Source organism: Herbaspirillum sp. alder98 (genome assembly GCF_020179755.1).
Taxonomy (GTDB): Bacteria; Pseudomonadota; Gammaproteobacteria; order Burkholderiales; family Burkholderiaceae_D; genus Herbaspirillum.
This window is the reverse complement of the sequence record NZ_JAIUCY010000009.1, coordinates 179,555-201,712: the sequence shown is the minus strand read 5'-3', so window position 1 is coordinate 201,712 and position 22,158 is coordinate 179,555. Positions and strand designations below refer to the sequence as shown.

Annotated in this window: 19 protein-coding genes; 12 read left to right on the top strand and 7 right to left on the bottom strand. The window is 58.6% G+C overall.

Translation table 11 applies throughout. From position 1 onward, the window contains the following. Positions 1-670 (top strand): winged helix-turn-helix transcriptional regulator (locus tag LBW87_RS24080; RefSeq protein WP_413927662.1); only part of this gene is annotated, 670 nt, incomplete at its 5' end. A gap of 281 nt (positions 671-951) precedes the next feature. Here the strand turns inward: LBW87_RS24080 and glmS are convergent. Then, positions 952-2,769, bottom strand: coding sequence for a glutamine--fructose-6-phosphate transaminase (isomerizing) (gene glmS, locus LBW87_RS19205; RefSeq protein WP_225203069.1), 1,818 nt, complete (start codon positions 2,767-2,769; stop codon positions 952-954). Positions 2,770-2,954: 185 nt separating this feature from the next. Between glmS and LBW87_RS19200 the strand changes: the two genes are divergently transcribed. Continuing rightward, a complete protein-coding gene (locus LBW87_RS19200; RefSeq protein WP_225203068.1) occupies positions 2,955-3,437 on the top strand; it encodes an Lrp/AsnC family transcriptional regulator in 483 nt (160 codons plus the stop codon). Between the two features lie 76 nt (positions 3,438-3,513). Here the strand turns inward: LBW87_RS19200 and glmU are convergent, their stop codons facing one another. Beyond that, entirely contained in the window at positions 3,514-4,872 is a 1,359-nt protein-coding gene (gene glmU / locus LBW87_RS19195; protein WP_225203067.1) for a bifunctional UDP-N-acetylglucosamine diphosphorylase/glucosamine-1-phosphate N-acetyltransferase GlmU, read from the bottom strand. A 350-nt stretch (positions 4,873-5,222) separates the two neighbouring features. On the opposite strand from glmU, the gene LBW87_RS19190 reads away from it, so the two are divergent. The 6 genes from LBW87_RS19190 to LBW87_RS19165 all read left to right on the top strand — a co-directional run bounded on the left by LBW87_RS19190 (position 5,223) and on the right by LBW87_RS19165 (position 11,633). Next, a complete protein-coding gene (locus tag LBW87_RS19190) occupies positions 5,223-6,269 on the top strand; it encodes a glycosyltransferase family 4 protein (protein ID WP_225203066.1) in 1,047 nt (348 codons plus the stop codon). A gap of 29 nt (positions 6,270-6,298) precedes the next feature. After that, the gene (locus LBW87_RS19185) at positions 6,299-7,390 is read left to right on the top strand and encodes a hypothetical protein (RefSeq protein ID WP_225203065.1); all 1,092 of its coding nucleotides are present in this window, start codon (positions 6,299-6,301) and stop codon (positions 7,388-7,390) included. Positions 7,391-7,435: 45 nt separating this feature from the next. Next, positions 7,436-8,218, top strand: a complete 783-nt coding sequence (locus LBW87_RS19180) for a hypothetical protein (protein ID WP_225203064.1) — start codon at positions 7,436-7,438, stop codon at positions 8,216-8,218. A 63-nt stretch (positions 8,219-8,281) separates the two neighbouring features. Continuing rightward, positions 8,282-9,370, top strand: coding sequence for a GDP-mannose 4,6-dehydratase (gmd, locus tag LBW87_RS19175; protein ID WP_225203063.1), 1,089 nt, complete (start codon positions 8,282-8,284; stop codon positions 9,368-9,370). Continuing rightward, on the top strand, positions 9,339-10,379 hold the full coding sequence (locus tag LBW87_RS19170) for a GDP-mannose 4,6-dehydratase (RefSeq protein ID WP_225203062.1): 1,041 nt from the start codon (positions 9,339-9,341) through the stop codon (positions 10,377-10,379). Before gmd ends, LBW87_RS19170 begins: the two co-directional genes overlap by 32 nt. A gap of 18 nt (positions 10,380-10,397) precedes the next feature. Continuing rightward, complete coding sequence (locus LBW87_RS19165) at positions 10,398-11,633, top strand: class I SAM-dependent methyltransferase (RefSeq protein WP_225203061.1); 1,236 nt, start codon at positions 10,398-10,400, stop codon at positions 11,631-11,633. Between the two features lie 124 nt (positions 11,634-11,757). Here the strand turns inward: LBW87_RS19165 and LBW87_RS19160 are convergent, their stop codons facing one another. The 3 genes from LBW87_RS19160 to LBW87_RS19150 form a co-directional block, all read right to left on the bottom strand. After that, positions 11,758-13,143, bottom strand: coding sequence for a hypothetical protein (locus LBW87_RS19160; protein ID WP_225203060.1), 1,386 nt, complete (start codon positions 13,141-13,143; stop codon positions 11,758-11,760). Positions 13,144-13,334: 191 nt separating this feature from the next. After that, entirely contained in the window at positions 13,335-14,042 is a 708-nt protein-coding gene (locus LBW87_RS19155; RefSeq protein WP_225203059.1) for an FkbM family methyltransferase, read from the bottom strand. Between the two features lie 117 nt (positions 14,043-14,159). Beyond that, the gene (locus tag LBW87_RS19150; protein ID WP_225203058.1) at positions 14,160-15,845 is read right to left on the bottom strand and encodes a glycosyltransferase family 4 protein; all 1,686 of its coding nucleotides are present in this window, start codon (positions 15,843-15,845) and stop codon (positions 14,160-14,162) included. Between the two features lie 368 nt (positions 15,846-16,213). Between LBW87_RS19150 and rfbF the strand changes: the two genes are divergently transcribed. From rfbF to LBW87_RS19130, 4 genes are read left to right on the top strand one after another with little or no spacing between them, the layout of a single operon-like run. After that, on the top strand, positions 16,214-16,990 hold the full coding sequence (gene rfbF / locus LBW87_RS19145) for a glucose-1-phosphate cytidylyltransferase (protein WP_225203057.1): 777 nt from the start codon (positions 16,214-16,216) through the stop codon (positions 16,988-16,990). A 25-nt stretch (positions 16,991-17,015) separates the two neighbouring features. After that, entirely contained in the window at positions 17,016-17,573 is a 558-nt protein-coding gene (locus LBW87_RS19140) for a dTDP-4-dehydrorhamnose 3,5-epimerase family protein (protein WP_225203056.1), read from the top strand. Beyond that, positions 17,570-18,793 (top strand): class I SAM-dependent methyltransferase, encoded by a 1,224-nt coding sequence (locus LBW87_RS19135; protein ID WP_225203055.1) that lies wholly within the window; start codon positions 17,570-17,572, stop codon positions 18,791-18,793. Before LBW87_RS19140 ends, LBW87_RS19135 begins: the two co-directional genes overlap by 4 nt. A 10-nt stretch (positions 18,794-18,803) precedes the next feature. Then, entirely contained in the window at positions 18,804-20,594 is a 1,791-nt protein-coding gene (locus tag LBW87_RS19130) for a hypothetical protein (RefSeq protein WP_225203054.1), read from the top strand. A gap of 48 nt (positions 20,595-20,642) precedes the next feature. Here the strand turns inward: LBW87_RS19130 and rfbD are convergent, their stop codons facing one another. Both rfbD and rfbC read right to left on the bottom strand, forming a co-directional pair. Next, on the bottom strand, positions 20,643-21,584 hold the full coding sequence (gene rfbD, locus LBW87_RS19125; protein ID WP_225203053.1) for a dTDP-4-dehydrorhamnose reductase: 942 nt from the start codon (positions 21,582-21,584) through the stop codon (positions 20,643-20,645). Positions 21,585-21,612: 28 nt separating this feature from the next. After that, positions 21,613-22,158, bottom strand: coding sequence for a dTDP-4-dehydrorhamnose 3,5-epimerase (gene rfbC, locus LBW87_RS19120; RefSeq protein ID WP_225203052.1), 546 nt, complete (start codon positions 22,156-22,158; stop codon positions 21,613-21,615).

Below are 22,158 nucleotides of genomic sequence, written 5' to 3'. Positions count from 1 at the left end.
TTTAGACCACAATCCTGCTCATGACAGCGAGCGGGAGAACGGAGTGATAGACGTGGCCCTACTTGGAATTATTCGACGCTGGTACATCAGAGACCGCATCTCAATTCGGGAAATCGCGCGCAGGCTCGACATTTCCCGCAACACAGTTCGCCGCTACATCCGATCCGATGTCAGCGAACCCGCTTATCCAGCAAGGCGTTCGCCAAGCTCGCTCGATGAATTCACTGCCAGGCTCTCCGCCTGGCTCAGCGCAGAGGCGATCAAATCTCGGAAGCAAAGAAGGACCCTGAAACAGATGTTCCTGGACTTGAGAGAACTGGGATACGAGGGGTCGTATGACCGAGTGGCTGCCTTCAGCAGGCAATGGAAGGTGGGTCAAATGGAGAGGGTCAAATCTGCGAGCAAATCAACACGCTATATCGAAGTTAAATCTGTCGGGAAACTACCTGGCGAAGAAGGTTATCGGTTCTTCTTGTCTGATAACGAGCACACAGTATCGGAATTAAATTCACATCGCTCCGCTTACTTTTTCTACCTGGTCTTCTTTGGTAGAGACGGTAATCCTGAAACCCTGCGGGAAATTTGTGCCGAAGAGCTCTATCAGAATTCAGAGTTGTCGCCGGCCTCATACGTTGTCAGGTTTGCGTTTGGACGGCCTGAGCGCCAGTAGCACTAAATGAAGAATTGCGTGTGGCAATCCAAATGCTAGCAAATGGCCGTTGAAGACGTTGCAGCGAGCAGGGGGGGGCGAAGATAGGAAAATTCAGAAAAAATGGCAACTAACTTCTGGAATTTCGCAAAAGGCAAAAAAGAGAACAATAAAAGCACTGATTTCTCAGATGGGGACTGGATTTCCGGCTGGCCGAGGCTGGCCGGAAATTCACTTATTTTTAGTGGAAATAAAGTGCTTCTATTGTTGCGTCACAACAAGATTGTGACGCAGTCAGCCCCTCACTCCACCGTCACCGACTTAGCCAAATTCCGAGGCTTATCCACATCAGTGCCTCGCGCCAGCGCCGTGTGATACGCCAGCAACTGCAGCGGCACCACGTGCAGGATCGGTGACAGCACGCCATAGTGCTCGGGCATGCGGATCACATGCAAGCCTTCGCTCGGGCTGATGCGCGAATCGCCATCGGCGAAGACATACAGTTGTCCACCGCGTGCCCGCACTTCCTGCATGTTCGACTTGAGCTTTTCCACCAGCGCATCGTTAGGCGCGATCGTCACGACCGGCATCTGCTCGGTGACCAATGCCAGCGGTCCATGCTTGAGTTCGCCAGCGGCATAGGCTTCGGCGTGGATATAAGTAATTTCCTTCAGCTTCAGCGCGCCTTCAAGGGCGATCGGGTAATGCAGGCCACGACCGAGGAAGAGTGCATTCTCGCGACGCGCAAAGGCTTCAGCCCAGGCGACGATGCTGGGCTCCAGCGCCAGCACGCTCTGCAGCGCAGCCGGCAGGTGGCGCATGGCCTTCAGGTGGGTTTCTTCCTGTTCTTCAGACAGCAGGCCGCGGGTCTGGGCCAGCGCCAGCGTCAGCAGGAACAGGGCCGCCAACTGCGTGGTGAATGCCTTGGTCGAGGCAACGCCCACTTCGACGCCGGCGCGGGTGATGTAGGCCAGTTCGCATTCGCGCACCATGGCGCTGGTGGCGACGTTGCAGATCGTCAGCGTGTGCGGCATGCCCAGCGAACGCGCATGCTTGAGCGCGGCCAGGGTGTCGGCAGTCTCGCCACTTTGTGAAATGGTGACGACCAGCGATTTTGGATTGGGTACGCTGTCGCGGTAACGGTATTCGCTAGCGATCTCGACATTGACCGGAACCTTGGCGATCGATTCCAGCCAGTACTTGGCCGTAAGGCCGGCGTAATAACTGGTGCCGCAGGCCAGGATTAGGATCGAGTCGATCTCCTTGAAGACCTTGTAGGCCTTGTCGCCGAACAGCTCGGGCATGATGCCCACCACGCCTTCGAGGGTGTCGGCGATGGCGCGCGGTTGCTCGAAGATTTCCTTTTGCATGTAGTGCTGGTAGGGGCCGAGTTCGACCGCGCTGGTGAAGGCCTGCACGGTGCGCACCTCGCGCTCGACCGGGCGGCCGGCAGCGTCGACGATCCAGACCTTCTGCAATTGCAGGTCGACCACGTCGCCTTCTTCGAGATAGATGATCTGGTCGGTGGTGCCGGCCAGCGCCATGGCGTCGGAGGCGACGAAGTTCTGGCCTTCGCCTACGCCGACGATCAAGGGCGATCCCTGGCGGGCCGCGACCACGCGGTGCGGTTCGTCGGCGCTGAAGACGGCAATCGCATAGGCGCCAGTGAGGCGGCGCACGGCTTGCTGCACCGTGGCGAACAGGTCGCCGTCGTACAGGTGGTCTACCAGGTGGGCGATGACTTCGGTGTCGGTCTGGCTTTCGAACAGGTAGCCCAGGCCTTGCAGCTCGGCGCGCAACTCGTCGTGGTTCTCGATGATGCCGTTGTGGACCAGCGCAATGCGGTCACGCGAGAAATGAGGGTGGGCGTTATGGGTGGCAGGTGCGCCGTGCGTGGCCCAACGCGTGTGGGCAATGCCGGTAAAGCCGGCCAAGCCGGTCTGCGCTACCTGTTGGCGCAAATCGGCGACCCGCGACGTGCTGCGCGAACGTTCCAGCTTGCCATCGACGTGCAGCGCCACGCCGCAAGAGTCATAGCCGCGATATTCGAGGCGCTGCAGCCCTTCGAGAAGGATGGGAGTGACATTTTGTTGCGCAACTGCGCCGACGATACCGCACATGGAAGACCTCGCTTGATGATGTATGCAGCCATCTTAGGCGACCGAGAATGAAATATGATTTCTAAAATTAGTCTTAAATGGATTAATATTGCCTTGAAAGTTGTCGCTAAAATTTAATTTCATAAACTGCATTTATATTGATTATTTTATCGATGTAAAATCATAGAACATCATAGACTGTTGCCATGAAGCTAGAGCTGGACGATCTGGATCGCCGCATCCTGCAGGCCCTGCAAATGGAGGCCAGCCAGACCAATCAACAATTGGCGGCCACCGTGCACGCATCGCCGCCGACTTGCCTGCGGCGGGTGCGCCGGCTGGTGGAGGAGGGCGTCATCGCACGCCAGGTCGCGTTGCTCGATCCCGAGCGGCTAGCGGCGGCGCTGACGGCAATTGTCGAGATTACCCTGGATCGCCAGGGTGACGAAGAACAGCGCGCTTTTGAAGAGTTGGTGGCGCAGGAGCCGGCCGTGCAGCAGTGCTATCGGGTCTCGCCCGGGCCTGACTTCGTGTTGATGGTGCTGGTGGCGGATATGCCTGCCTATCACGCGCTGGCGCATCGGCTGTTTGCGTCGCAGAAGAATGTACGCAACGTGCGGAGTTATTTTTCGATCCGGCGTAGCAAGTTCGAAACGGCGGTGCCGGTGGAGCTGGTGGAGCAGCGTTAAAGACAATGGGTCCCGGCCTTCGCCGGGACGACGGGATATTTATAACGCAACCCTCGTCGCCCTGACGAAAATGGCCTTATTTCTTGATCTTCACCGGCCGTACCCATCCCGCCAATGAGATCTGCTTGGCGCGCGACAGCGTCAGTTGCTCAGCCGGCGCGTCCTTGGTCAGGGTCGTGCCTGCGCCAATGGTGGCGCCACGGCCGACACGCACCGGGGCGACCAACTGGCTGTCGCTGCCGATGAAGGCGTCATCTTCGATGATGGTGCGGAATTTATTGGCGCCATCGTAGTTGCAGGTGATGACACCCGCGCCGACGTTCACGCCACTGCCGATATCGGTGTCCCCCACGTAGGCCAGGTGGTTGGCCTTGCTGCCGACGCCGACGATGCTGTTCTTGACCTCGACAAAGTTACCCACATGGACCTCGCGCGCCAGCTCGGTACCGGGACGCAGCCGCGCGAACGGGCCGATCTGGGCCTGTTCGCCTACCTTGGCGCTTTCGATATGGGTAAAGGGCTTGATGTTGGCGCCAGCCCCGATGACGGCATCCTTGATGACGCAGTTGGCGCCGATCACGGCGCCGTCGGCGATCTCGACGCGGCCTTCGAAGACGCAATTGACATCGATGCTGACGTCGCGCCCGCATTGCAGCGTTCCACGTACGTCCAGCCGGGCCGGATCGGCCAGTGTCACGCCTTGCTCCAGCAGTCGGGTGGCGATATTGCGCTGATGCACGCGCTCCAGTTCGGCCAGTTGCACCTTGCTGTTCACGCCCAGGGTCTCGGCGACATCGTCGGGCTGGGCCGAGACCACGTCGACGCCATCGGCCACGGCGGCGGCGATGATATCGGTGAGGTAATACTCGCCCTGGGCGTTATTGTTGGACAGCGCCGCCAGCCAGCCGCGCAGCTTGGCGGTGGGGGCTGCGATGATGCCGGTGTTCACCTCAGCGATGGCGCGCTCGGTCTCGTTGGCGTCCTTTTGCTCGACGATGCGCACGATCTTGCCCTGCTCGCGCACGATGCGGCCATAACCGGTGGGGTTGTCCAGTGTGACGGTCAATACGCCCAGCTTGTCGTTGCCCGCCGCGTCCAGCAAGCGCTGCAGCGATGCGGCGGTCGTCAATGGCACGTCGCCATAGAGCACCAGCGTGGTGGCGCCATCTTCGATGTGCGGCAGCGCCTGCATGACCGCGTGGCCAGTGCCCAGTTGCGGTTCCTGCTTGGCGAACGACAGGCCGGCGTTAGCGAATGCGCTGGGCACGGCGTCGCCACCGTGGCCGTAGATCACGCACAGGCGTTGCGGAGACAGCGCGCGGGCGGTGTCGATGACATGGCCTAACAGGGGTTTGCCTGCCAGTGGGTGCAATACCTTGGGTAACGCGGATTGCATGCGCTTGCCCATGCCGGCGGCGAGGATGACGATGTTCATGGCGAACGATTAATTAGTAAGGTGAAAAAGGGGAAGCGGGAAGTCTAGCACGCGATATTAAGGGGTTGTTTCATGAAAGATTGTCAGAGTGCTAATTTTGTCGTGATCGAACGCGCGATCAGCGCCTGGCGGAATGGCTACCTCCCGGAGCTTGTTCAAATGCAAATCTGACGGGCATTAGCATTTTTGCTTGGGGCTTTACGCTTTACGCCCGGCCATTATCATGGCACTTTTGGCCGTAAGCTTGCAGCAAAGCATCGTCGGCCGGATGCCAGATGATGTTGGCGACAATAACAACATATGACTAGCGACTAGCCGCTCTAGCAGGGCCTTCTCCAGGAAAGCAGTGCATGAAGATTCTTTTGGTTAATGATGAGTTCTATACCACCGGCGCCAGTATTGCCTTGCTACGCCTGGCCGAGCGCCTGGTTCTTAATCATGAGGTAGAAGTCCTGCCGCGTATCGATGGCGATGGCCCGATACGGCAAAAATACGAAGAACTCGGGATTCCGATTGTCAAGGATGCGGGCCAGCCAGATGTGGTGGTCTCGAACTGCGTGCTTTCAGGGCATTTCGTCGGTGAAGGCGGGCTCAAGTGCCCCATCATCTGGTGGATCCACGAAGCCGAGATCGGCCGCGACCTGATCATGCGTTATCCGAATACCGCCAGTGGTTTCAAGGGCGCGTCGCATATCGTCTTTCAGACTGAATTCCAGCGCATCGTGTATGGCAGTTTCTTGTTCGATGCGCAGGCGGAAGTCCATGTGTTGCCATTCTGGAATGATGCGATTTACCGCCAGGAAGATCTGCAGCCCAAACCGAAGAACAAGAAACGCATCGTCTGTATCGGCACCATCGAGTCGCGAAAACGTACCGAAGATGTCGTCATGGCAGTCAATGCCCTGGATACGACCCTGCGCAATGAGATAGAGGTGGTTTTCATCGGCAAATACCTCGGCATGGCAACCGGTCCCTACCAGTTGGCGGAAGCCTTGCCCGAGCGCTATCGCATGTTGGGCGAATTGCCCAATGAAGAGACGCTGCGCTACCTGGCATCGGCCGATGCCTATGTGCTGGCCAGTTCGTCGGAGTCACAACCGTTGACGATCTGGGAGTCCTTTGAGCTGGAAGTGCCGGTGTGTCTGTCGAATCTTTCCACTTACCGCCACATCGGTCTGCAGCATGGCGTCAATGCCTTGCTGCATCCGGTCGGAGACATTTCGCTGCTGGCGTCGAATCTGCGCACCGTGTTGAGTGATGAGGACGTGCGCAGACGCATTGTTCGCGCCGGCAAGAGCATGCTCCTCAAGCGCCTGACCAACGACTGGGCGGATCAGTTCGAACGCATCATCCTACGCGCGCAGACGCTGTCGGAAATCAAAAAACTGGGCTATTGAACAGCTGCCCCCCCAACGAGGATCTTGTCATGACATTCAACGAACGTGCGACCGCGCTTCTGGAATTGCCGGTCTCGCCCATTACCTGGGACAGCATTCTGCGCGAGAGCGAACGCATTCATCGCGAGTTTGCGCATATTCCCAGTTCCGTTAAGTGGGCGCTGGACTACAAGTGCTTTCTGGTTGAGCATGGGCGCCAGAATCTCGGCGAGGCAGTACGGTATTTGCGCTCGGCACTGTCTTTTGCGCCCTATGAGATGAGCCTGATCGAGGACTACAAGCAAATTGTCGGCAAGCAAGCCGAGATCGACAGCCTGATTCTGGTCATATCCAGCAGAGTCAACGTGGACCGCGCGTTACGCCTGGCGGCCTTCCTCGAGGACGCCGGTCTGGACTATATGCTTGTCAGCGGCGCCGATACGCCGGCTATTTCACACCCGCGAGCCTTGCAGGTCGATGCCTCTGACGCATACGAAGCAACGCCGCGCAAGGTGGCCGCTGCGCTGACATGGGTCTATGAAAACATCGGTACCAATGTCGGTGTGCTCAAGGTTGATGATCATATGTTGTTGCAGGATGCCGGAAGGTTGCGCAGCAGCCTGCAGGAAGCTGCGGCCCACGGAGGTTATGCGGGCGTGCCCGTGGGTGGGTTGGACCATGATCGGTGCGCACACTGGGGCAAGTGCCTGAATCAGGAGATGAATCGACGAGGCTACGGCCGTCCTGTGATGCGGAACTGGGCCGATGGTGGCGCCTATTACCTTGGCGCGCGCGCGCTGGAAAAACTGGTGTTGTCATTCATCCGCTTCCCGGGTTTGCTGGAAGGTGAATTCTACGAGGACAAACTGGTGGGTGATACCCTGGTCTTCGAAGGCGAAGCCCTGATCCAGCACTCCCGCCATACCCACTTCGGATTTGTTGACAATGGCGTAACAGCGAGCGCCGGTTTCGTCCCCGACCCTGTTAGCGCTCCAGTTGCGACCCCCCGGCCCCCTGCTGCGCAGACGCGCCCGTTGCCCTCGGCTGAGGCCCCGCCTGTCCCGGCTGCAACGCCGCCCGCTGCCGCACCGCCGCGCGCCAAGGGCAGCCCGCTGAAACTGTCCGATTGGAATGCGCGCTAGTTTAAGTTACTTGCTTCCTTATTCACCGAACTGACTGATGCGTATATGAATACTTTCAACGTTTGTATCGGGCACAAGCCCTTTCCCGAGAAGTATGCAGATCTTGTCGACCTTGCTATCGGTCCCAATGTCTATAGCGGTGGTTGCAAGCGTAAAGCCATCGTGCCTGACGAATTGTACGGTGAGCACGGCCATGCCCTGTCCGAATACGGTCAGTTGTTCTGGTTGGCCAATCGCATCGATGCGTTGGCGCCAAATGCTAGCTATGTCAATCTTTTCCAATATCGCCGTTTTGTGTCGACCACGCCAGTCAATGGCGAGCGCGCCGTCAATGCCGATTGGATGATGGTCATACCCGAGGATGAGCTCGACCAGCATCGGGCCAGCTTCAGTCGTGAACAGCCAGGCGCCTGTTTCAATACGCCAATTCGGTTCGGGCACGGCGTCCTGGGCCAATATGCGCATCAACATGTCCTGGAGGACATGCTAAATTTCACCAAATTCCTGATGGAGATCGAAATGTTCTCGCCAGATCAGGCCGCTAAATTTCTGCGCTACGAACACCTCATCCCTGCATGTAGTTGTGGAGTCTACGAAGTGAGCATGTTCAAAAAGCTGTTCGCTTATCTGGAGCGGGCTGCAGACTTCCTGCATTCACCTTATTTCATCGCTCGTGAAAGCTATCAACGCCGTTCGGTGGGGTACATGTTGGAACGATTGCAGAGTTTCATCATTCTGGAGTTGATGTCTGATGGTGCGAAGTTTGGGCAAAACGTACTGATCTCGGATGTAAGCCATGTGTCGCCAACCACGGAACGGGTGAACTGAGTCAAGCGCAAGAATATGACGCAGCAAGGTGAGAAGATTTTTAATTAACAGAAGAGTGAAGAGATGACGAACAAGGTCGCATTGATTACCGGCATCACCGGGCAGGATGGAGCCTATCTTGCGGAGCTCTTGCTGAGCAAGGGTTACATTGTCCATGGATTGAAGCGTCGCGCATCGCAATTCAATACGGCGCGAGTCGATCACCTGTATGCCGATCCGCACGAAAAAGACGTGCGATTCTTCCTGCACCACGGCGACCTGAGCGATTCATCCAATCTCACTCGCATCATTCAGCAGACACAGCCTGACGAAATCTATAATCTCGCTGCAATGAGCCATGTGGCCGTGAGCTTCGAATCGCCCGAATATGCGGCGGATATCGATGGCGTGGGAACCTTGCGTCTGCTTGAGGCGATCCGTCTGTTGGGGATGTCTAAAAAAACCAAGTTCTACCAGGCGTCCACCTCGGAGATGTTCGGTCTCGTACAGGAAGTGCCGCAGAAGGAAACCACTCCCTTCTATCCGCGTAGTCCCTATGCCGTCGCCAAACTTTACGCCTACTGGATCACGGTAAATTATCGCGAAGCGTATGGCATCTATGCCTGCAACGGTATCCTGTTCAACCACGAGTCGCCGCTGCGTGGTGAGAACTTTGTCACGCGCAAGATCACGCGTGCGCTGACGCGGATCAAGCTGGGCCTGCAAAAGCATCTGTATCTCGGCAACCTGAACGCCTTGCGCGATTGGGGGCATGCCAAGGATTACGTTGAAATGCAATGGCTCATGCTGCAGCAGGAAAAAGCCGAGGATTTCGTCGTGGCGACCGGGGTGCAGCATAGCGTGCGCGATTTCGTCGACATCGCAGCCGCTGAGCTGGGTATCCATATACGCTGGGAAGGCAGCGGCGTCGATGAAAAAGGCTACGACGGTGATGGCGAGTGCATTGTCTCGGTCGATCCTCGTTATTTCCGGCCGACCGAGGTCGAGACCTTGCTGGGTGACGCTTCCAAGGCGCGCGAACTGCTGGGCTGGAAGCCCAAGATTTCTTTCGAAGAACTGGTCAAGGAAATGGTGCGTGAAGATCTCAAGACCACTGAGCGCGATGAACTGAGCAAGCGTCATGGTTACTACACCCACTCCTATCACGAATGATGATTCTGTCCGCGAGCTTGATGCGACGGAAAAGCAGAGCATGACCGTGGCGCAGACCAAAACGGCACTGATCACCGGCATTGCCGGCCAGGATGGCGCCTATCTGGCGCAATTGCTGAGTGAGCAAGGATATCGGGTCGTGGGTACAAGTCATCGTCCAGTGGATGACCGTTCGCCGGTGCCTGCCGCACTCAAAGTGTTGCAGTTGGATCTGTCCGATACACGAGCTGTCACTGATGTGGTGGCTGCGTTGCAACCTGACGAAATCTATAACCTGGCCGCGCGCGCCTCAAGCGCCCAGCTTTTCGACGAGCCACTGGAAACGGCTGAGATCAATGGCCTTTCGGCGGTGCGATTTCTCGATGCCATCCGCCAGCATTCGCCTCATACCCGTTTTTGTCAGGCGGCCAGCAGCGAGGTATTCGCCGGTGCGCACAGCAGTCCGCAGGATGAAACGACTGCCTTGGCGCCGGTCAACAGCTATGGTGCGGCCAAGGCCTATGCGGTGCATATGGTACGCATGTATCGCAAGCACTATGGCCTGCATGCGTCCTCGGCGTTTCTGTTCAATCACGAAAGTCCCCGCAGGGGGATTCATTTCGTTACGCGCAAGATCACCCGTACCGTTGCGCTCATCGCGACCGGCCAGGCCGATCATCTGGAGTTGGGCGACCTGGATAGTCGTCGTGACTGGGGGTATGCCGGCGACGTTGTGGTGGCTTTGTGGAAGATGCTCCAGCAGCCGGCGGGCGATGACTATGTTATCGCCACCGGCAAGAGTCATAGCGTACGTGATTTTTGCCGAATCGCTTTTGCGCATGTGGGGCTCGACTATACTCAGTACGTTCGCAGCAATCCGGCCTTCATCACACGCCATGAAGCAGTCGCGCTGGTGGGGAACCAGGATAAGGCACGGCTGCAGCTGGGCTGGCAAGCGACCATCGATTTTCAGCAACTGGTGACGATGATGGTCGATGCCGATCTGGCGCTTCTCAAACAGACTAAATAATTTAAACGAAGGGTTCTCATGTACACCGAATTGAAATCCTGCCGTATTTGCGGGAATACCGATCTTCAGCAGGTCCTGGATCTGGGCGAACAGACTCTGACCGGCATTTTCCCAAAACAGCGTGACCAAGAGATCACGCGCGGCCCGCTGCGACTGCTCAAGTGCACCGGCAGTGACGAATGTTGCGGTCTGCTGCAACTGGCGCATTCCTATGATCTCGGCGAGATGTATGGTGAGAACTACGGCTACCGTTCGGGGCTCAACGCCAGCATGGTGCGTCACCTCAATGCGAAGGTCGAGCGCATCCTGAAGTTGGTCGATGTCAGCGATGATTCGGTCATCCTGGATATCGGCAGCAATGACGGCACTACATTGCGTGCCTACGGCGAGCAGGCCGGTCAGCGGATCGGCATCGATCCGACGGCGGAGAAGTTTCGTCAATACTATCCGTCAGGCGTGACGATTGTTCCGGACTTCTTCTCTGCCAGCTTGTTTAATAAGGCGTTCCCTGGCAAGAAGGCACGTGTGGTGACATCATTTTCCATGTTCTATGATCTGGAAAGGCCTTTTGATTTCGTCTCGGAGGTAGCGGCGATTCTGGACCAGGAAGGTATCTGGGTATTCGAACAAAGCTATATGCCGCTCATGCTGGAGCGAAATTCCTATGACACTGCCTGCCATGAGCATCTGGAGTATTACGCGATCAAGCAGATTCAGTGGATGACACAGCGCGCCGGGCTGAAAATCGTCGACGTCGAGTTCAACGATATCAATGGCGGCAGCTTTTCCGTTACGGTGGCGCACCGTGACGCGAGCTATCCCGAGTTCGCCGGCTTGGCGGCGTTGTGTCAGCAAGAGTTGGATGCCGGCCTGGACACGCTTGCGCCGTATCAAGCCTTTGCCGACCGCGTTTCGGAAAACCGGCGCGTATTGCGTGAATTCGTCACCAATGCCCTGGCGCAAGGCAAGCGCGTGGCTTGTCTCGGCGCATCCACCAAAGGCAATGTGCTGCTGCAGTACTGCGGTTTTACACCGGAAGAAATTATTGCCGTGGGAGAGGTCAATCCCGATAAGTACGGCAGCTTCACTCCGGGAACCTTGCTGCCGATCGTTCCGGAAACGGATTTCCTCGACAACGAGCCGGACTATCTGATCGTCCTGCCGTGGCATTTCCGCGAATTCTTCATCAAGAACAACAAGCTGAAGAAGGGTAAGCTGGTGTTCCCGCTGCCCAACCTGGAGATCATCGGCTGAATGTCCTGGTCGGGCTAAGCGGGACGATGTTGCCCTTTAGTCGCATGGCGCGGTTATGGCTGATATTTCCTCATATATTTCCTCATATCGATCTCGCAGAAGCACTTTAGTTATTGAGTGATATTCAGATAAACCAATGATATTTGGCGCGTTGGGCCGGTGCTATGAACAGGAACATCAACTGGTCGGCACTGGCGATCGTATGGGCGCCATATCCCGGTAACTGCCGATACTGGTTATAGAGTGCCTGCATCGTCTCATGTGGCACGCCACTGATCATGAGATTGGCCTGCAATTCCAGGCCGAGAGCAATGCCGGCATCGATGTCGATCGCTTCCTCGCGGGCATCCAGGCGCATCCATGTCTCGCCGTCGGCCTGGCGATGGGCCGTCTCGATGGTGGCGCTGAATTGGGCAGGGTCGCCGACGCTGACGTTGACCAACCGATTGATCGCACAGGTGCGTTCGCGGGACTGCCGTGACGCAGGCGACAGCGCCAGCGACAAGCTATGCGTGAATTGATTGTTGAGTACGGCCAGCAATTCTCCATCGTCGGCGCTCATGTCGATCCATAGCGCGCCACTTATCTCCATCGCGTTGACAAAGCGGATCAGTTCATCCTGGAAAGGGATGCGGCTTACAGATGTGTACAGAAGACGATCAGGATCGTCAGCAGATGTCTTGCGATGGCTCAGCACGCGCAGGATCTCAGGGTCGCGCTCGATAGGAGCCATGTATCGGTCGAGATCCTCGTCGCTGATCGAATAGCGACAGATGAAGGCGTCGTCGAGGCTGCACAGGATGTCGAAGCTGGCCGTTTCATCCCGGTACGCTGCGCCAAGGGGAAAGATGATCGGTTGGCCAAGATGCCAGCCATGCTTGTCGCTGCCGGATTTGAACGGCGAGGTGGTCAGCGGCAATCGCGTGAATGCGGATGGCGTGTACGGCGCTTCGCGAGAAAAAACGCAAGCGCCGCCATAGTAGATCTTCTTGCCGCCGGTTCGGGCAGATGAATGAAAAAAGGTAATGAACTGGTCATGTCCATACGCCAGCGGCACGCTGCCACCGCGAATCTCGCCATAACCCCACTCGATGCCAGGCGCGCGATGGGTAGCGCCGAAATGCCAGTCTGACGGTTCGCCGGCAATCACCAGTTCCAGCACAATCCAGGGCGCGTGAGAGTAAAGAATGCCGATGGTATCGTCATTGATGGTAAACGGGACCCAGTTCTTCTCATAGCCGGGCATGGCGTTGTCCGGCGTGTCCTGGGACTTGCCGCCCAGTGGGCTTTTCGGTAACTTGATGTGATGCAGCAGCGAAAAATTGTCGGCGCAATCCAGTTCTGCCAGTGCAATCGTGGTGCCGACGATGTCCCCTTTGGCATTGCGATCGACATACACGTAAAACAGGAACAGTCGTTGTCCGACTAATACCAGGCGCGGATCCTCGCCTTGCTCGATAAGCATGAATGGCTCGCCTACCGGCATTCTTTCGCGGTCGATCCTGACCATCCAGATCTCACCGGCGCCCCATATGGGGGGGCGCTTGTTGCGCCGGAAAGCGACCCAGCTCTCTCCGTCACGCAGGGTCACTATCGAAGGGCAGAATTCCAGGTAATTCTGTTCGTCGAACCTTGGCCAAAGCGTCGGTTCGGTGGTTCGATTAATACTCATGGCGGATGTATGAATGCTATAGGTCCGCTTCAGACGCGGAACAAGACGTTCTGCGGCAGCAACACGTTATGACGCAGGGAGTTCAGTTCATCGATCTTGCGCGGATCCACCACCTGCGGATCGACCCACCAGTCTTCGAACGGGATCGGCTCGGGTGACGCCAATTCGTAGAGCACGCATAAATTGGGTGCGACTAACTGATAGCCATGACGTTGCAGGATCTGCCGGCTTTCATCGCGGGCGCGGAAGTCGCCGGAATAGGCATCGGTCTCGAAAGTGATGACCGAGAAGCGATAGGTATCCAGCGGCAATCGCTTCAATGCCTGCAAGGTATTGAAACTGGGATCGATGTCGAGTTGCAGGTAGTCGATACGGGTTTCCGTGCCGAACCATTCGGGTAGCGCGCGGGCGTAGTCGAGCGTGAGCGCATCGGCCAGGACGAACTCGGAGCCGGGTCGTTCCTCGATCCAGCTCTGCAGGCAAGCTGGATCGAACTCGAGGGAAATGCCTTTCCAGCCAAAGTGCGTATCCAGCAGGCAAGTATTGCTGTGAGCACTGGCCACATTGGCGCCCACTTCGAGAAAACGACCGTCGGTGCGGCCGTCGAGCATCGACAGCACGAACAGGTCTTGCCAGGCCTGCGAATGATTTCGCACGATGCCACGTGCCCCGTCGAACGGAAATCGCATCACATCGGTCAAGCCACTGTGCCATTTCCAGGTATTTAGTATGTCCATGTCGTTAGCGTCGGTAAGTGGTTGTCATCATCATGCCGTTGTTGAACAGTGGCGGTTGCTGCATCGAGATACTCGCACAGGCATCGCCCCTGTTGAATGTGGCCGTAAAGCGCAGGTTCATTGCAGTCCGGTGCCGGCCGGGGTCGCATATTGGCCGTAGATTTCGCCATAGCGGGCGGCCTTGGCGCGCAGGTTGAAGTTGTCTCTGACTTCCTGTTGCCCGGTCGACGCCAGCGCCTGTCTTTTTTGAGGTGATTCGATGAGCATCGTGACGGCCTCAAGCCAGGCCTGACTGGAATTGGGCATCAGCAGGCCCGTCACATCGTGTGTCACGACTTCGTTATAGACCGAGACATTACTGAAGATCGAGGCGATGCCTGCGGCAGAATAGTCGAGCCACTTGATGTAGCTCTTGCATTGATTGTATTCGTCACTGGCCAGTGGGATCAGGGCGATATCCCAGTTCCATTCGCGCAGTTGGGCAGCATAGTCGACGTATTGGTGCACGAACGAATGGAAGGTGGTTCGCGGATGGCCTTCCCAGCCCTTCGGACATTCCCAGCCGACGAAGTCGATGTGCAGGCGCTCTCCATAGCGTTCGGTCAATGCACGCAAGGCCTCGTCCACCAGGGCGAAGTTGGATGGCTGGATGGAGGAACCGAGCAGGCCGATGTTGATCCGTGCGCCACGGTCATCCGCCGGCACCGGACGGTAGAACAGGTCGTAGTCGATGTAGTTCGGCAGTACATGGACCGCAGGGTTGAGTGCGCGATATTTCGCTGCCAGAAATTCGGTCGAGACCACGACGGCCTTGGCATGGCGCACCGCATACTCGATGCCTTCCTTCCAGTTGGCGCCCTGTTCGGCCTCCGGATGGTCGTGGGGGATGGCGTTGAGCAGGTCGTCGGATTCATAGATGACCGGCACCTTGGCGGCAAAAATGCCCTGCAGCGTCGGGATCGACATCAGTCCTGGTGTGAAACGGTGCAGCACGATCAGGTCGGCATTGGCGATGCGCTCGTGTTGTAGCCGGCCGTTCTCGATACCCCAGATCAGCTCCCAATCGCCCTGCAAGTGGGCAAAGGGACGAATCAAGCGAATCTGTGGGCATGGGCTCCAGGTCGATTCGACCGAATACACCACGAGGCGCTTTTTGCGTTTTGCCGGTGCCGCAGCGGGAACCGGAACTACAGGGCGGCGCATTGGTGCTGCCGAAGTGCTGTTTTGAAGCGGTCGGGCCAGGCGTCCAGGAAAGATGCGTGCTGCCGCGGCCGCGGCAAGCGTCGTTGGTGCGACCGGCGTAGCAGATTCAGTGGGGGCAATGGCCGCCTGGTTGAAACGCTGCTGGCTGGCAGCGATGAATTCTTCGAGCTGGCGCGCGAACAGTGCGCGGCTCTGCGCATAGGCAGCATCATCGGCTAACGGCACCGTCAGCACCTGTGTCCCGGGCGCTGCCAGTTCGATGCGCCGGGTCACCAGCATTTCACCGGCGCCCGCTGCTGCGCCGGCCCCGATCAGGTAGCGCACGACATTGGTGGCGGCCAGCGGGTTGCCGCTAACGCTGTCGGCGTAGACGACCAGCGGATTGCGGCCGGCGCGCAGGTGAGTATCGATCAGGGCCTGCGTCAGCAGTGGTGTGCGAAGGGCGTCGCACCCTTCACCGGTGACGTAGGCTTCTTCTCCCGCGAGGTTCAGCGCATGGCAAAGATGGTGAAGGCAGCGGGCTTCGTCCGTGTTAGTGGAGTAGTCGGGGGCAACGATGTAGTACGGGGAATGGAGCCGGGTGAACAAATCTGGTTTCATCTGCTAATCAGGTTGTCTTTAGATGGCGGCTGCATGCATATGCCGGCTATTCCCACCCTCAGGGTTGTTGTGGGTTCGAGGCCGGAGGGTACGGTCTGAGCGCAGTATAGCAGCGAGTTTCCGGCACGAATTGGCTGAAATGGCGGCAAAGAAGGTGATAAATCCTCGAATCGGACCGCCCGGGGGATCATCAGCAAAACGCCAAACTGAAACCGATAAACCGTGCAGACCGGTAGATATCGCCATGGCAAAACCGGTAACATATCCATCTTTCGCGGATAGCAGTCATTGGCAGCAAGACAACGCTTTTCGTACGGCGTCCCAGGTTCAAGCGAGGCGTCGGCCAACCAATCAGTTAGGGGCAGAAATTGAAAGTCGTCATTCTCGCTGGCGGCCTGGGCACGCGGCTCGGGGAAGAAACCGATGTGCGTCCGAAACCCATGGTCGAAATCGGCGGCAAGCCGATCCTGTGGCACATCATGAAGGGCTATTCGCAACACGGCTTCAATGAGTTCGTGATCTTGCTCGGTTACAAGGGCTACCTGATCAAGGAATACTTCGCCAACTACTTCCTGCATCAGGGCGACGTCACCATCGATCTTGCCGACAACCGCGTCGAGGTGCACCGCAATAAATCCGAGCCCTGGAAGGTCACGCTGGTCGAGACCGGCATGCACGCGCAAACCGGCGGGCGCCTGATTGCCGCGCGCGATTACCTCAAGGACGAGGATTTCATGCTGACCTACGGCGATGGCGTATCCGACGTCGATGTCACGGCGCTGGTCGCGCATCACCGCAGCCATCAGTCCATCGTGACCATGACCACGGTGCAGCCCGAGGCGCGCTTTGGCATGGTGCAAACCGACGAAACCGGCCTGATTCGGGACTTTCGGGAGAAGCCGCCAGGCGACCTCGGCTGGATCAACGGGGGCTTCATGGTATGTCGCCAGGGCGTGTTCGATTACCTCAAGAATGGCGAGGGCACCATCTTCGAGCGCGAGCCGCTGGAGCACATCGCCGCCGACGGCAAGCTGTTGAACTGGCCGCACCAGGGTTTCTGGAAATGCATGGATACCCTGCGCGACAAGATCCAGCTCAACCAGATGTGGGACCAGGATCAGGCACGATGGAAGACCTGGAACTGACGTCGTCGCCGACCACGGTTGCGGCATGAACCTGAAGATCGATCAGACCGGCATCGACGGCGCCGTCATCGTGTCGAGCATTCGTCGAGGCGACGATCGCGGCACATTTTCCAGATGGTTCTGCGAGCAAGAGCTGGCGCCGGTCCTCGGTGACAGCCGCATTGTGCAAGCCAATAATTCCATCACTGCCGAGCCCGGCAGCGTGCGCGGCATGCATTTCCAGCATGCTCCGCATGCCGAGAAGAAACTCATCCGCTGCATTGCGGGTCGCGTATTCGACGTGGTGCTGGATCTGCGCGTGGGGTCCCCCACTTTCCTGCAGTGGCGTGCTGTCGAATTGGCCGCCGGCGATGACCGCGCCCTCCTGATTCCAGAGGGTTGTGCCCATGGCTTCCAGGTACTGGAAGCGGGCGCCTCCCTGCTTTATCTGCACACCGCCGCGTATGCCCCGCATGCCGAAGGCGGTGTACGCTACGACGATCCGCGGGCGGCCATTGCCTGGCCGTTGCCGCCGTGCAACCTGTCCGAGCGCGACCTCAAGCATCCGCTGCTGGCCGCTGACTTCAACGGAATTACGCCATGAAATGCCGACACTGCCAGACCGAACTGCTGGATACCTTCATTGATCTTGGCTTCTCGCCGCCGTCCAACGCCTATCTCAAGGCGGAAGACCTGCGCCGCCCCGAAACCCACTATCCGCTCAAGGTAGTGGTGTGCCACCAGTGCTGGCTGGTGCAGACCGAGGATTACACACATTACGACCAGCTGTTCGATACCGAATATGCCTACTTCTCGTCCACCTCCACCACGTGGCTTGAGCATGCTTCCCGTTACGTCGACATGATCGTCGCGCGCCTGGGCCTGGGAGAGAAATCGCTGGTGGTCGAGCTGGCCGCCAACGACGGCTACCTGCTGCAATATGTGCAACAGAAAGGTATTGCGTGCCTGGGCGTTGAGCCCACCAGGAGCACCGCCGACGCGGCGCGTGCGAAGGGGATTGCGATCGTCGAGGAGTTCTTTGGCGTGGCGTTGGGACGGCGGCTGCGCGAGAGCCACGGCGCGGCTGACCTGATCGCCGCCAACAACGTATTGGCCCATGTGCCTGACATCAACGACTTCGTTGGCGGCATGTCTGCGTTGCTGGCGCCGCAAGGCACGGTGACGGTGGAGTGCCCGCACCTGCTCAACCTGATCGCCCAGTCCCAGTTCGACACCATCTACCACGAGCATTTCTCGTATCTCTCCCTGGTGGCGGTGGAGCGTGTGATGCGCTCGCAGGGCCTGCGCGTATATGACGTCGAGGAACTGCCCACGCATGGCGGCAGCCTGCGCATCTATGCTTGCCACATCGACTCGGCGATCGAGGTCCGGCCTGCGGTGGCAGCGATGTTGTCGCGCGAGCGCGAATTCGGTCTGGAGGACATCACTGCCTACGCCGGCTTCCAGCACAAGGCCGAAGAAATCAAGATGCAGTTGCTGAGTTTTCTGCTGGAGCAGAAACGCGCCGGCAAGAAGGTGATGGCCTACGGCGCCGCCGCCAAGGGCAATACACTGTTGAATTATTCGGGCGTGCATGCCGACCTGTTGTCGCTGGTGGCCGACGCCGCGCCTTCCAAGCAGGACAAGTACATGCCGGGCAGCCATATTCCTATCGTCTCGCCGCAACGCCTGTTGCAGGAGAAGCCTGACGTGGTGTTGATCCTGCCATGGAACATCAAGGATGAGGTGACGCAGCAACTGGCTGAGATTCGCAGTTGGGGTGGGCGTTTCGCCATTGCCGTGCCTCAGCTGCAGGTATGGTGAGGCCCCGACTGTGAATATTCACCTGTTCCAGATTTGCCCTGACGCCACAGATGCAGGTGATGAGGGTTTCACGCCGCTGCCCAATCTGGATTCGCAGGACTGGGGCGATATCGTTGCGCTGCGCCGATTCTTCCAGGATCAAGTGGTGGATGACCTGGATTGCTACGCTTTCGTCGGGCGCGACTTCGCTACCCGGACCGGACTCGATGCCGCGCGCGTGCGCGAACTGATCCAGGCGCAACCTGGTGCGGACGCCTGGACTTTTTTCCCGCAGACGCTGGATGCTGCTGGTCACCTGAATCTTTTCCTGCAGGGCGACGCGCTGCTTCCTGGCCTGGCGGCGGCGACACGCGCCTATCTGGAGTCGGTGGGTCTCACGCTGGATCCGGATCATTTCGTGCCTGCCTGGCAAAATAATGTCTTCAATGGTTTTGTCGTGGCCAAGCCGACGTTCTGGCGCACCTGGCTGGATCTGGCCGAGCGCTTGTTCCAGGCCGGCGACGATGAAGGCGACCCCTTGCATGAGCAGCTCAACCGTCGCGCAGCGGCGGGTGAACCGATCGTGACCAAGGCCTTGCTGGGCGAGCGCCTGGCATCCTTGGTGCTCGCGCTTGACCAGCAACTGCAGGTCTGGCATTGCCCGAGTGCGATGATGCCGGGCGCGCAGCAGATATCGGCAGCGGACCTGCAGGCATTGGAGACGATGCGTGCGGCGTATGTCGCCACCGGCGACTCGTCCGTGCGATCAAGTCTCGAAGCGCTGGGTGCACGCTTGTTGCGTGAGCAGCGCCGGGCGCAGGTTGGTGCGTCGTCGGCAGCAGCGGTCGGGGGCGGGCTTACCCTGGGCGGTGCTGCCGCATCTTCACCGGTCGCCCGGCCACAGACCCTGGCCAGCCTGAGTCTTTCTACGACGCGTCTTGCGATGGCTGCCGGTGCGGCAGCGCCTCAAAAGCTCGCCGGCGCCGCCGGTGAGGCGGCGCGTGGAGAACTGGTGTTCGGTTGTATGACGCACGTTCCACTGCCGGTCAAATTTCCTGACTACGTTCTGCCCATCTATCTCGGCGATGCTCAGCATGAAGGCGCACTTAATCTGCGGGACCTGGCGCCCGAATGGGTGCCGTACCATCCGATTGTCGCTGGCATGCTGGGCAACTTCGCACTGCGCCGACTGATCCTTCGCGATTACCCGAAGGTGCAGCGCATTGGCGTGTGCATGTACCGCAAGTTTGTCTCGGTCGCACGCATCAGTGGTGTGCCGGCCGAAGACAATTGGATGATGGATGTGGTCTCTGACAAGGAGTTCGCCCAGCAGAGTCTGGACCAGATGCTGGAGCCCGGCAGCCAGGAATTCGTTATCGGCAGGACCTGCGGTTTCAGCGTCGGCGGTGTCAGCGCAGGCTATCTCAAGCACTACGCCATTTCCCATCATGCCGAGGATCTGCTGCGCTATGCGGCGGCGGCCATCGAGCTGGGCGTGTTCGACAAGCACGAGGCAGAAGTCTTTTTCAACGAAAAGGTCTTCTTCATGGGGGGAATCGAGCTGGGGGTATTCCCTGCGCAATTCTGGCTGCGCACGGTGGGGCAGATCGAGGCGGTGACCTGGCAGTGCGTGCAACGCTACGACACCCGTCGTGAAGGCTATCAGGCCCGCGCCTGGGCCTTCTGTGCAGAACGACTGGGCAGCTTCCTGCTACTGCGCGAATTGCGGTCGCGTTATGGAGAACCTGCCTACGAACGTTTCTTCGGCCAGCTCAACCTGATCACGGCAGGCGACCAGACGCAGTATGTCCCAAGTCATTAAAAATCGTTTCTTCGTCGTCGGCATGTGACAGCGCCGACGACGGGCACGTCAATCGGGCAGCAGTCTGCCTTCGGCGAGGCCGTAGTGCGTGATCATCTGCTCCAGGCAGGCGAGCGCGTCTTCATCCCACCGCGGTAGTTCGATACCGAAGGTACGCTCCAGCTTGCTGCAATCCAGGCGCGAGTTCAGCGGTCGCTCCGGGGGTGTCGGGTAGGAAGAGGTCGGTACCGGGGCAATGTGCTCCAGTCCTTTCAGCGCGGTGGGCACGCCGCGCGCCATCAGTTCTCGGGCAATCAGGGTGGCATAGCCGTGCCACGAGGTGGCGCCGGCAGACGTCAGATGATAGATACCGCTGGTGGCCTTGACCCGGTCCCGGCCACCCTCGCCGCCGGCAAGCATCTGGCAGCATGTTTTGGCGATGGTCGAGGCCCATGTCGGGGCGCCAAACTGGTCGCCGACGATGGTGTATTCCTCTTTGCGCTGCGCCAGGCGGATCGCAGTCTTCATGAAGTTGTTGCCGTGCAGGTTGTACACCCAGCTGGTGCGCAGGATCCAGTGTGCGGCACCGCTGGCGGCGATGGCCAGTTCACCGTCACGCTTGGTGGCGCCGTAGACATTGAGTGGATTGGTCGGCAGGTCTTCGGTATAGGCGCCGTCGTGGCGACCATCGAACACATAGTCCGTCGAGAAATGGATCAGCGCGGCGCCCAGCCTGGCGGCCTCTTCGGCCAGCACTGCCGGTGCCTCGGTGTTGACGCGACGTGCCAGCTCCGGCTCCGACTCGGCCTTCACTACTGCCGTATAGGCTGCGGGGTGGATGATGAGATCGGGTTTGGTCTCGCGCACTATCGCGCGCAATGACTGCGGTTGCGCCACGTCAAGCTCGGTGCGGGTGGGCGCAATGACGTCGATCTGGTTGGGCATGGCGCGCAGGTGGCGCTGAAATTCGCCGCCCACCTGGCCGCTGGCGCCGGTTAACAGGATGCGCATGGATTTCCTAATCCTAATCGGGTCTTCGTTATTCAAACACCTCGGCCGCATTGAGCAGGGTGCCCAACTGATCCTTCTCCGACAGCACGGGGGCGTCCTGCAATTGCCAGTCGATCGCGAGGGATGGATCGTTCCACAGGATGCAGCGTTCGTGTTCCGGCATCCAGTAGTCAGTGGTCTTGTAGAGAAATTCGGTACCGTCCTCCAATACCGAGAAACCATGCGCGAATCCGGGTGGAATCCACATCTGCAACTTATTCTCGGCGCTCAGCACCGCGCTGAACCATTGGCCGAAAGTGGGCGAACTGCGGCGAATGTCGAGCGCTACGTCCAGCACCGCGCCGCGCGTCACGCGTACCAGCTTTCCTTGCGCATGCCGGATCTGGTAGTGCAGGCCGCGCAGTACGCCCCGCGACGATCTGGAGTGGTTGTCCTGGACAAACGCTGCGTCGATGCCGGTCTGTTCACGGAACGTGCGCGCGTTGAAGCTTTCGAAGAAAAAGCCGCGGCTGTCACCGAAAACACGCGGTTCGATTGTCAGTACGCCGGGCAGGGGAGTCGCGTTGATCTGCAT

Bases quoted from the DNA above. Each gene is read 5' to 3' on its own strand.
- glmS (WP_225203069.1), bottom strand. From the start codon at position 2,769: ATGTGCGGTATCGTCGGCGCAGTTGCGCAACAAAATGTCACTCCCATC.
- LBW87_RS19200 (WP_225203068.1), top strand. From the start codon at position 2,955: ATGAAGCTAGAGCTGGACGATCTGGATCGCCGCATCCTGCAGGCCCTG.
- glmU (WP_225203067.1), bottom strand. From the start codon at position 4,872: ATGAACATCGTCATCCTCGCCGCCGGCATGGGCAAGCGCATGCAATCC.
- LBW87_RS19190 (WP_225203066.1), top strand. From the start codon at position 5,223: ATGAAGATTCTTTTGGTTAATGATGAGTTCTATACCACCGGCGCCAGT.
- LBW87_RS19185 (WP_225203065.1), top strand. From the start codon at position 6,299: ATGACATTCAACGAACGTGCGACCGCGCTTCTGGAATTGCCGGTCTCG.
- LBW87_RS19180 (WP_225203064.1), top strand. From the start codon at position 7,436: ATGAATACTTTCAACGTTTGTATCGGGCACAAGCCCTTTCCCGAGAAG.
- gmd (WP_225203063.1), top strand. From the start codon at position 8,282: ATGACGAACAAGGTCGCATTGATTACCGGCATCACCGGGCAGGATGGA.
- LBW87_RS19170 (WP_225203062.1), top strand. From the start codon at position 9,339: ATGGTTACTACACCCACTCCTATCACGAATGATGATTCTGTCCGCGAG.
- LBW87_RS19165 (WP_225203061.1), top strand. From the start codon at position 10,398: ATGTACACCGAATTGAAATCCTGCCGTATTTGCGGGAATACCGATCTT.
- LBW87_RS19160 (WP_225203060.1), bottom strand. From the start codon at position 13,143: ATGGTCAGGATCGACCGCGAAAGAATGCCGGTAGGCGAGCCATTCATG.
- LBW87_RS19155 (WP_225203059.1), bottom strand. From the start codon at position 14,042: ATGGACATACTAAATACCTGGAAATGGCACAGTGGCTTGACCGATGTG.
- LBW87_RS19150 (WP_225203058.1), bottom strand. From the start codon at position 15,845: ATGAAACCAGATTTGTTCACCCGGCTCCATTCCCCGTACTACATCGTT.
- LBW87_RS19140 (WP_225203056.1), top strand. From the start codon at position 17,016: ATGAACCTGAAGATCGATCAGACCGGCATCGACGGCGCCGTCATCGTG.
- LBW87_RS19135 (WP_225203055.1), top strand. From the start codon at position 17,570: ATGAAATGCCGACACTGCCAGACCGAACTGCTGGATACCTTCATTGAT.
- rfbD (WP_225203053.1), bottom strand. From the start codon at position 21,584: ATGCGCATCCTGTTAACCGGCGCCAGCGGCCAGGTGGGCGGCGAATTT.
- rfbC (WP_225203052.1), bottom strand. From the start codon at position 22,158: ATGCAGATCAACGCGACTCCCCTGCCCGGCGTACTGACAATCGAACCG.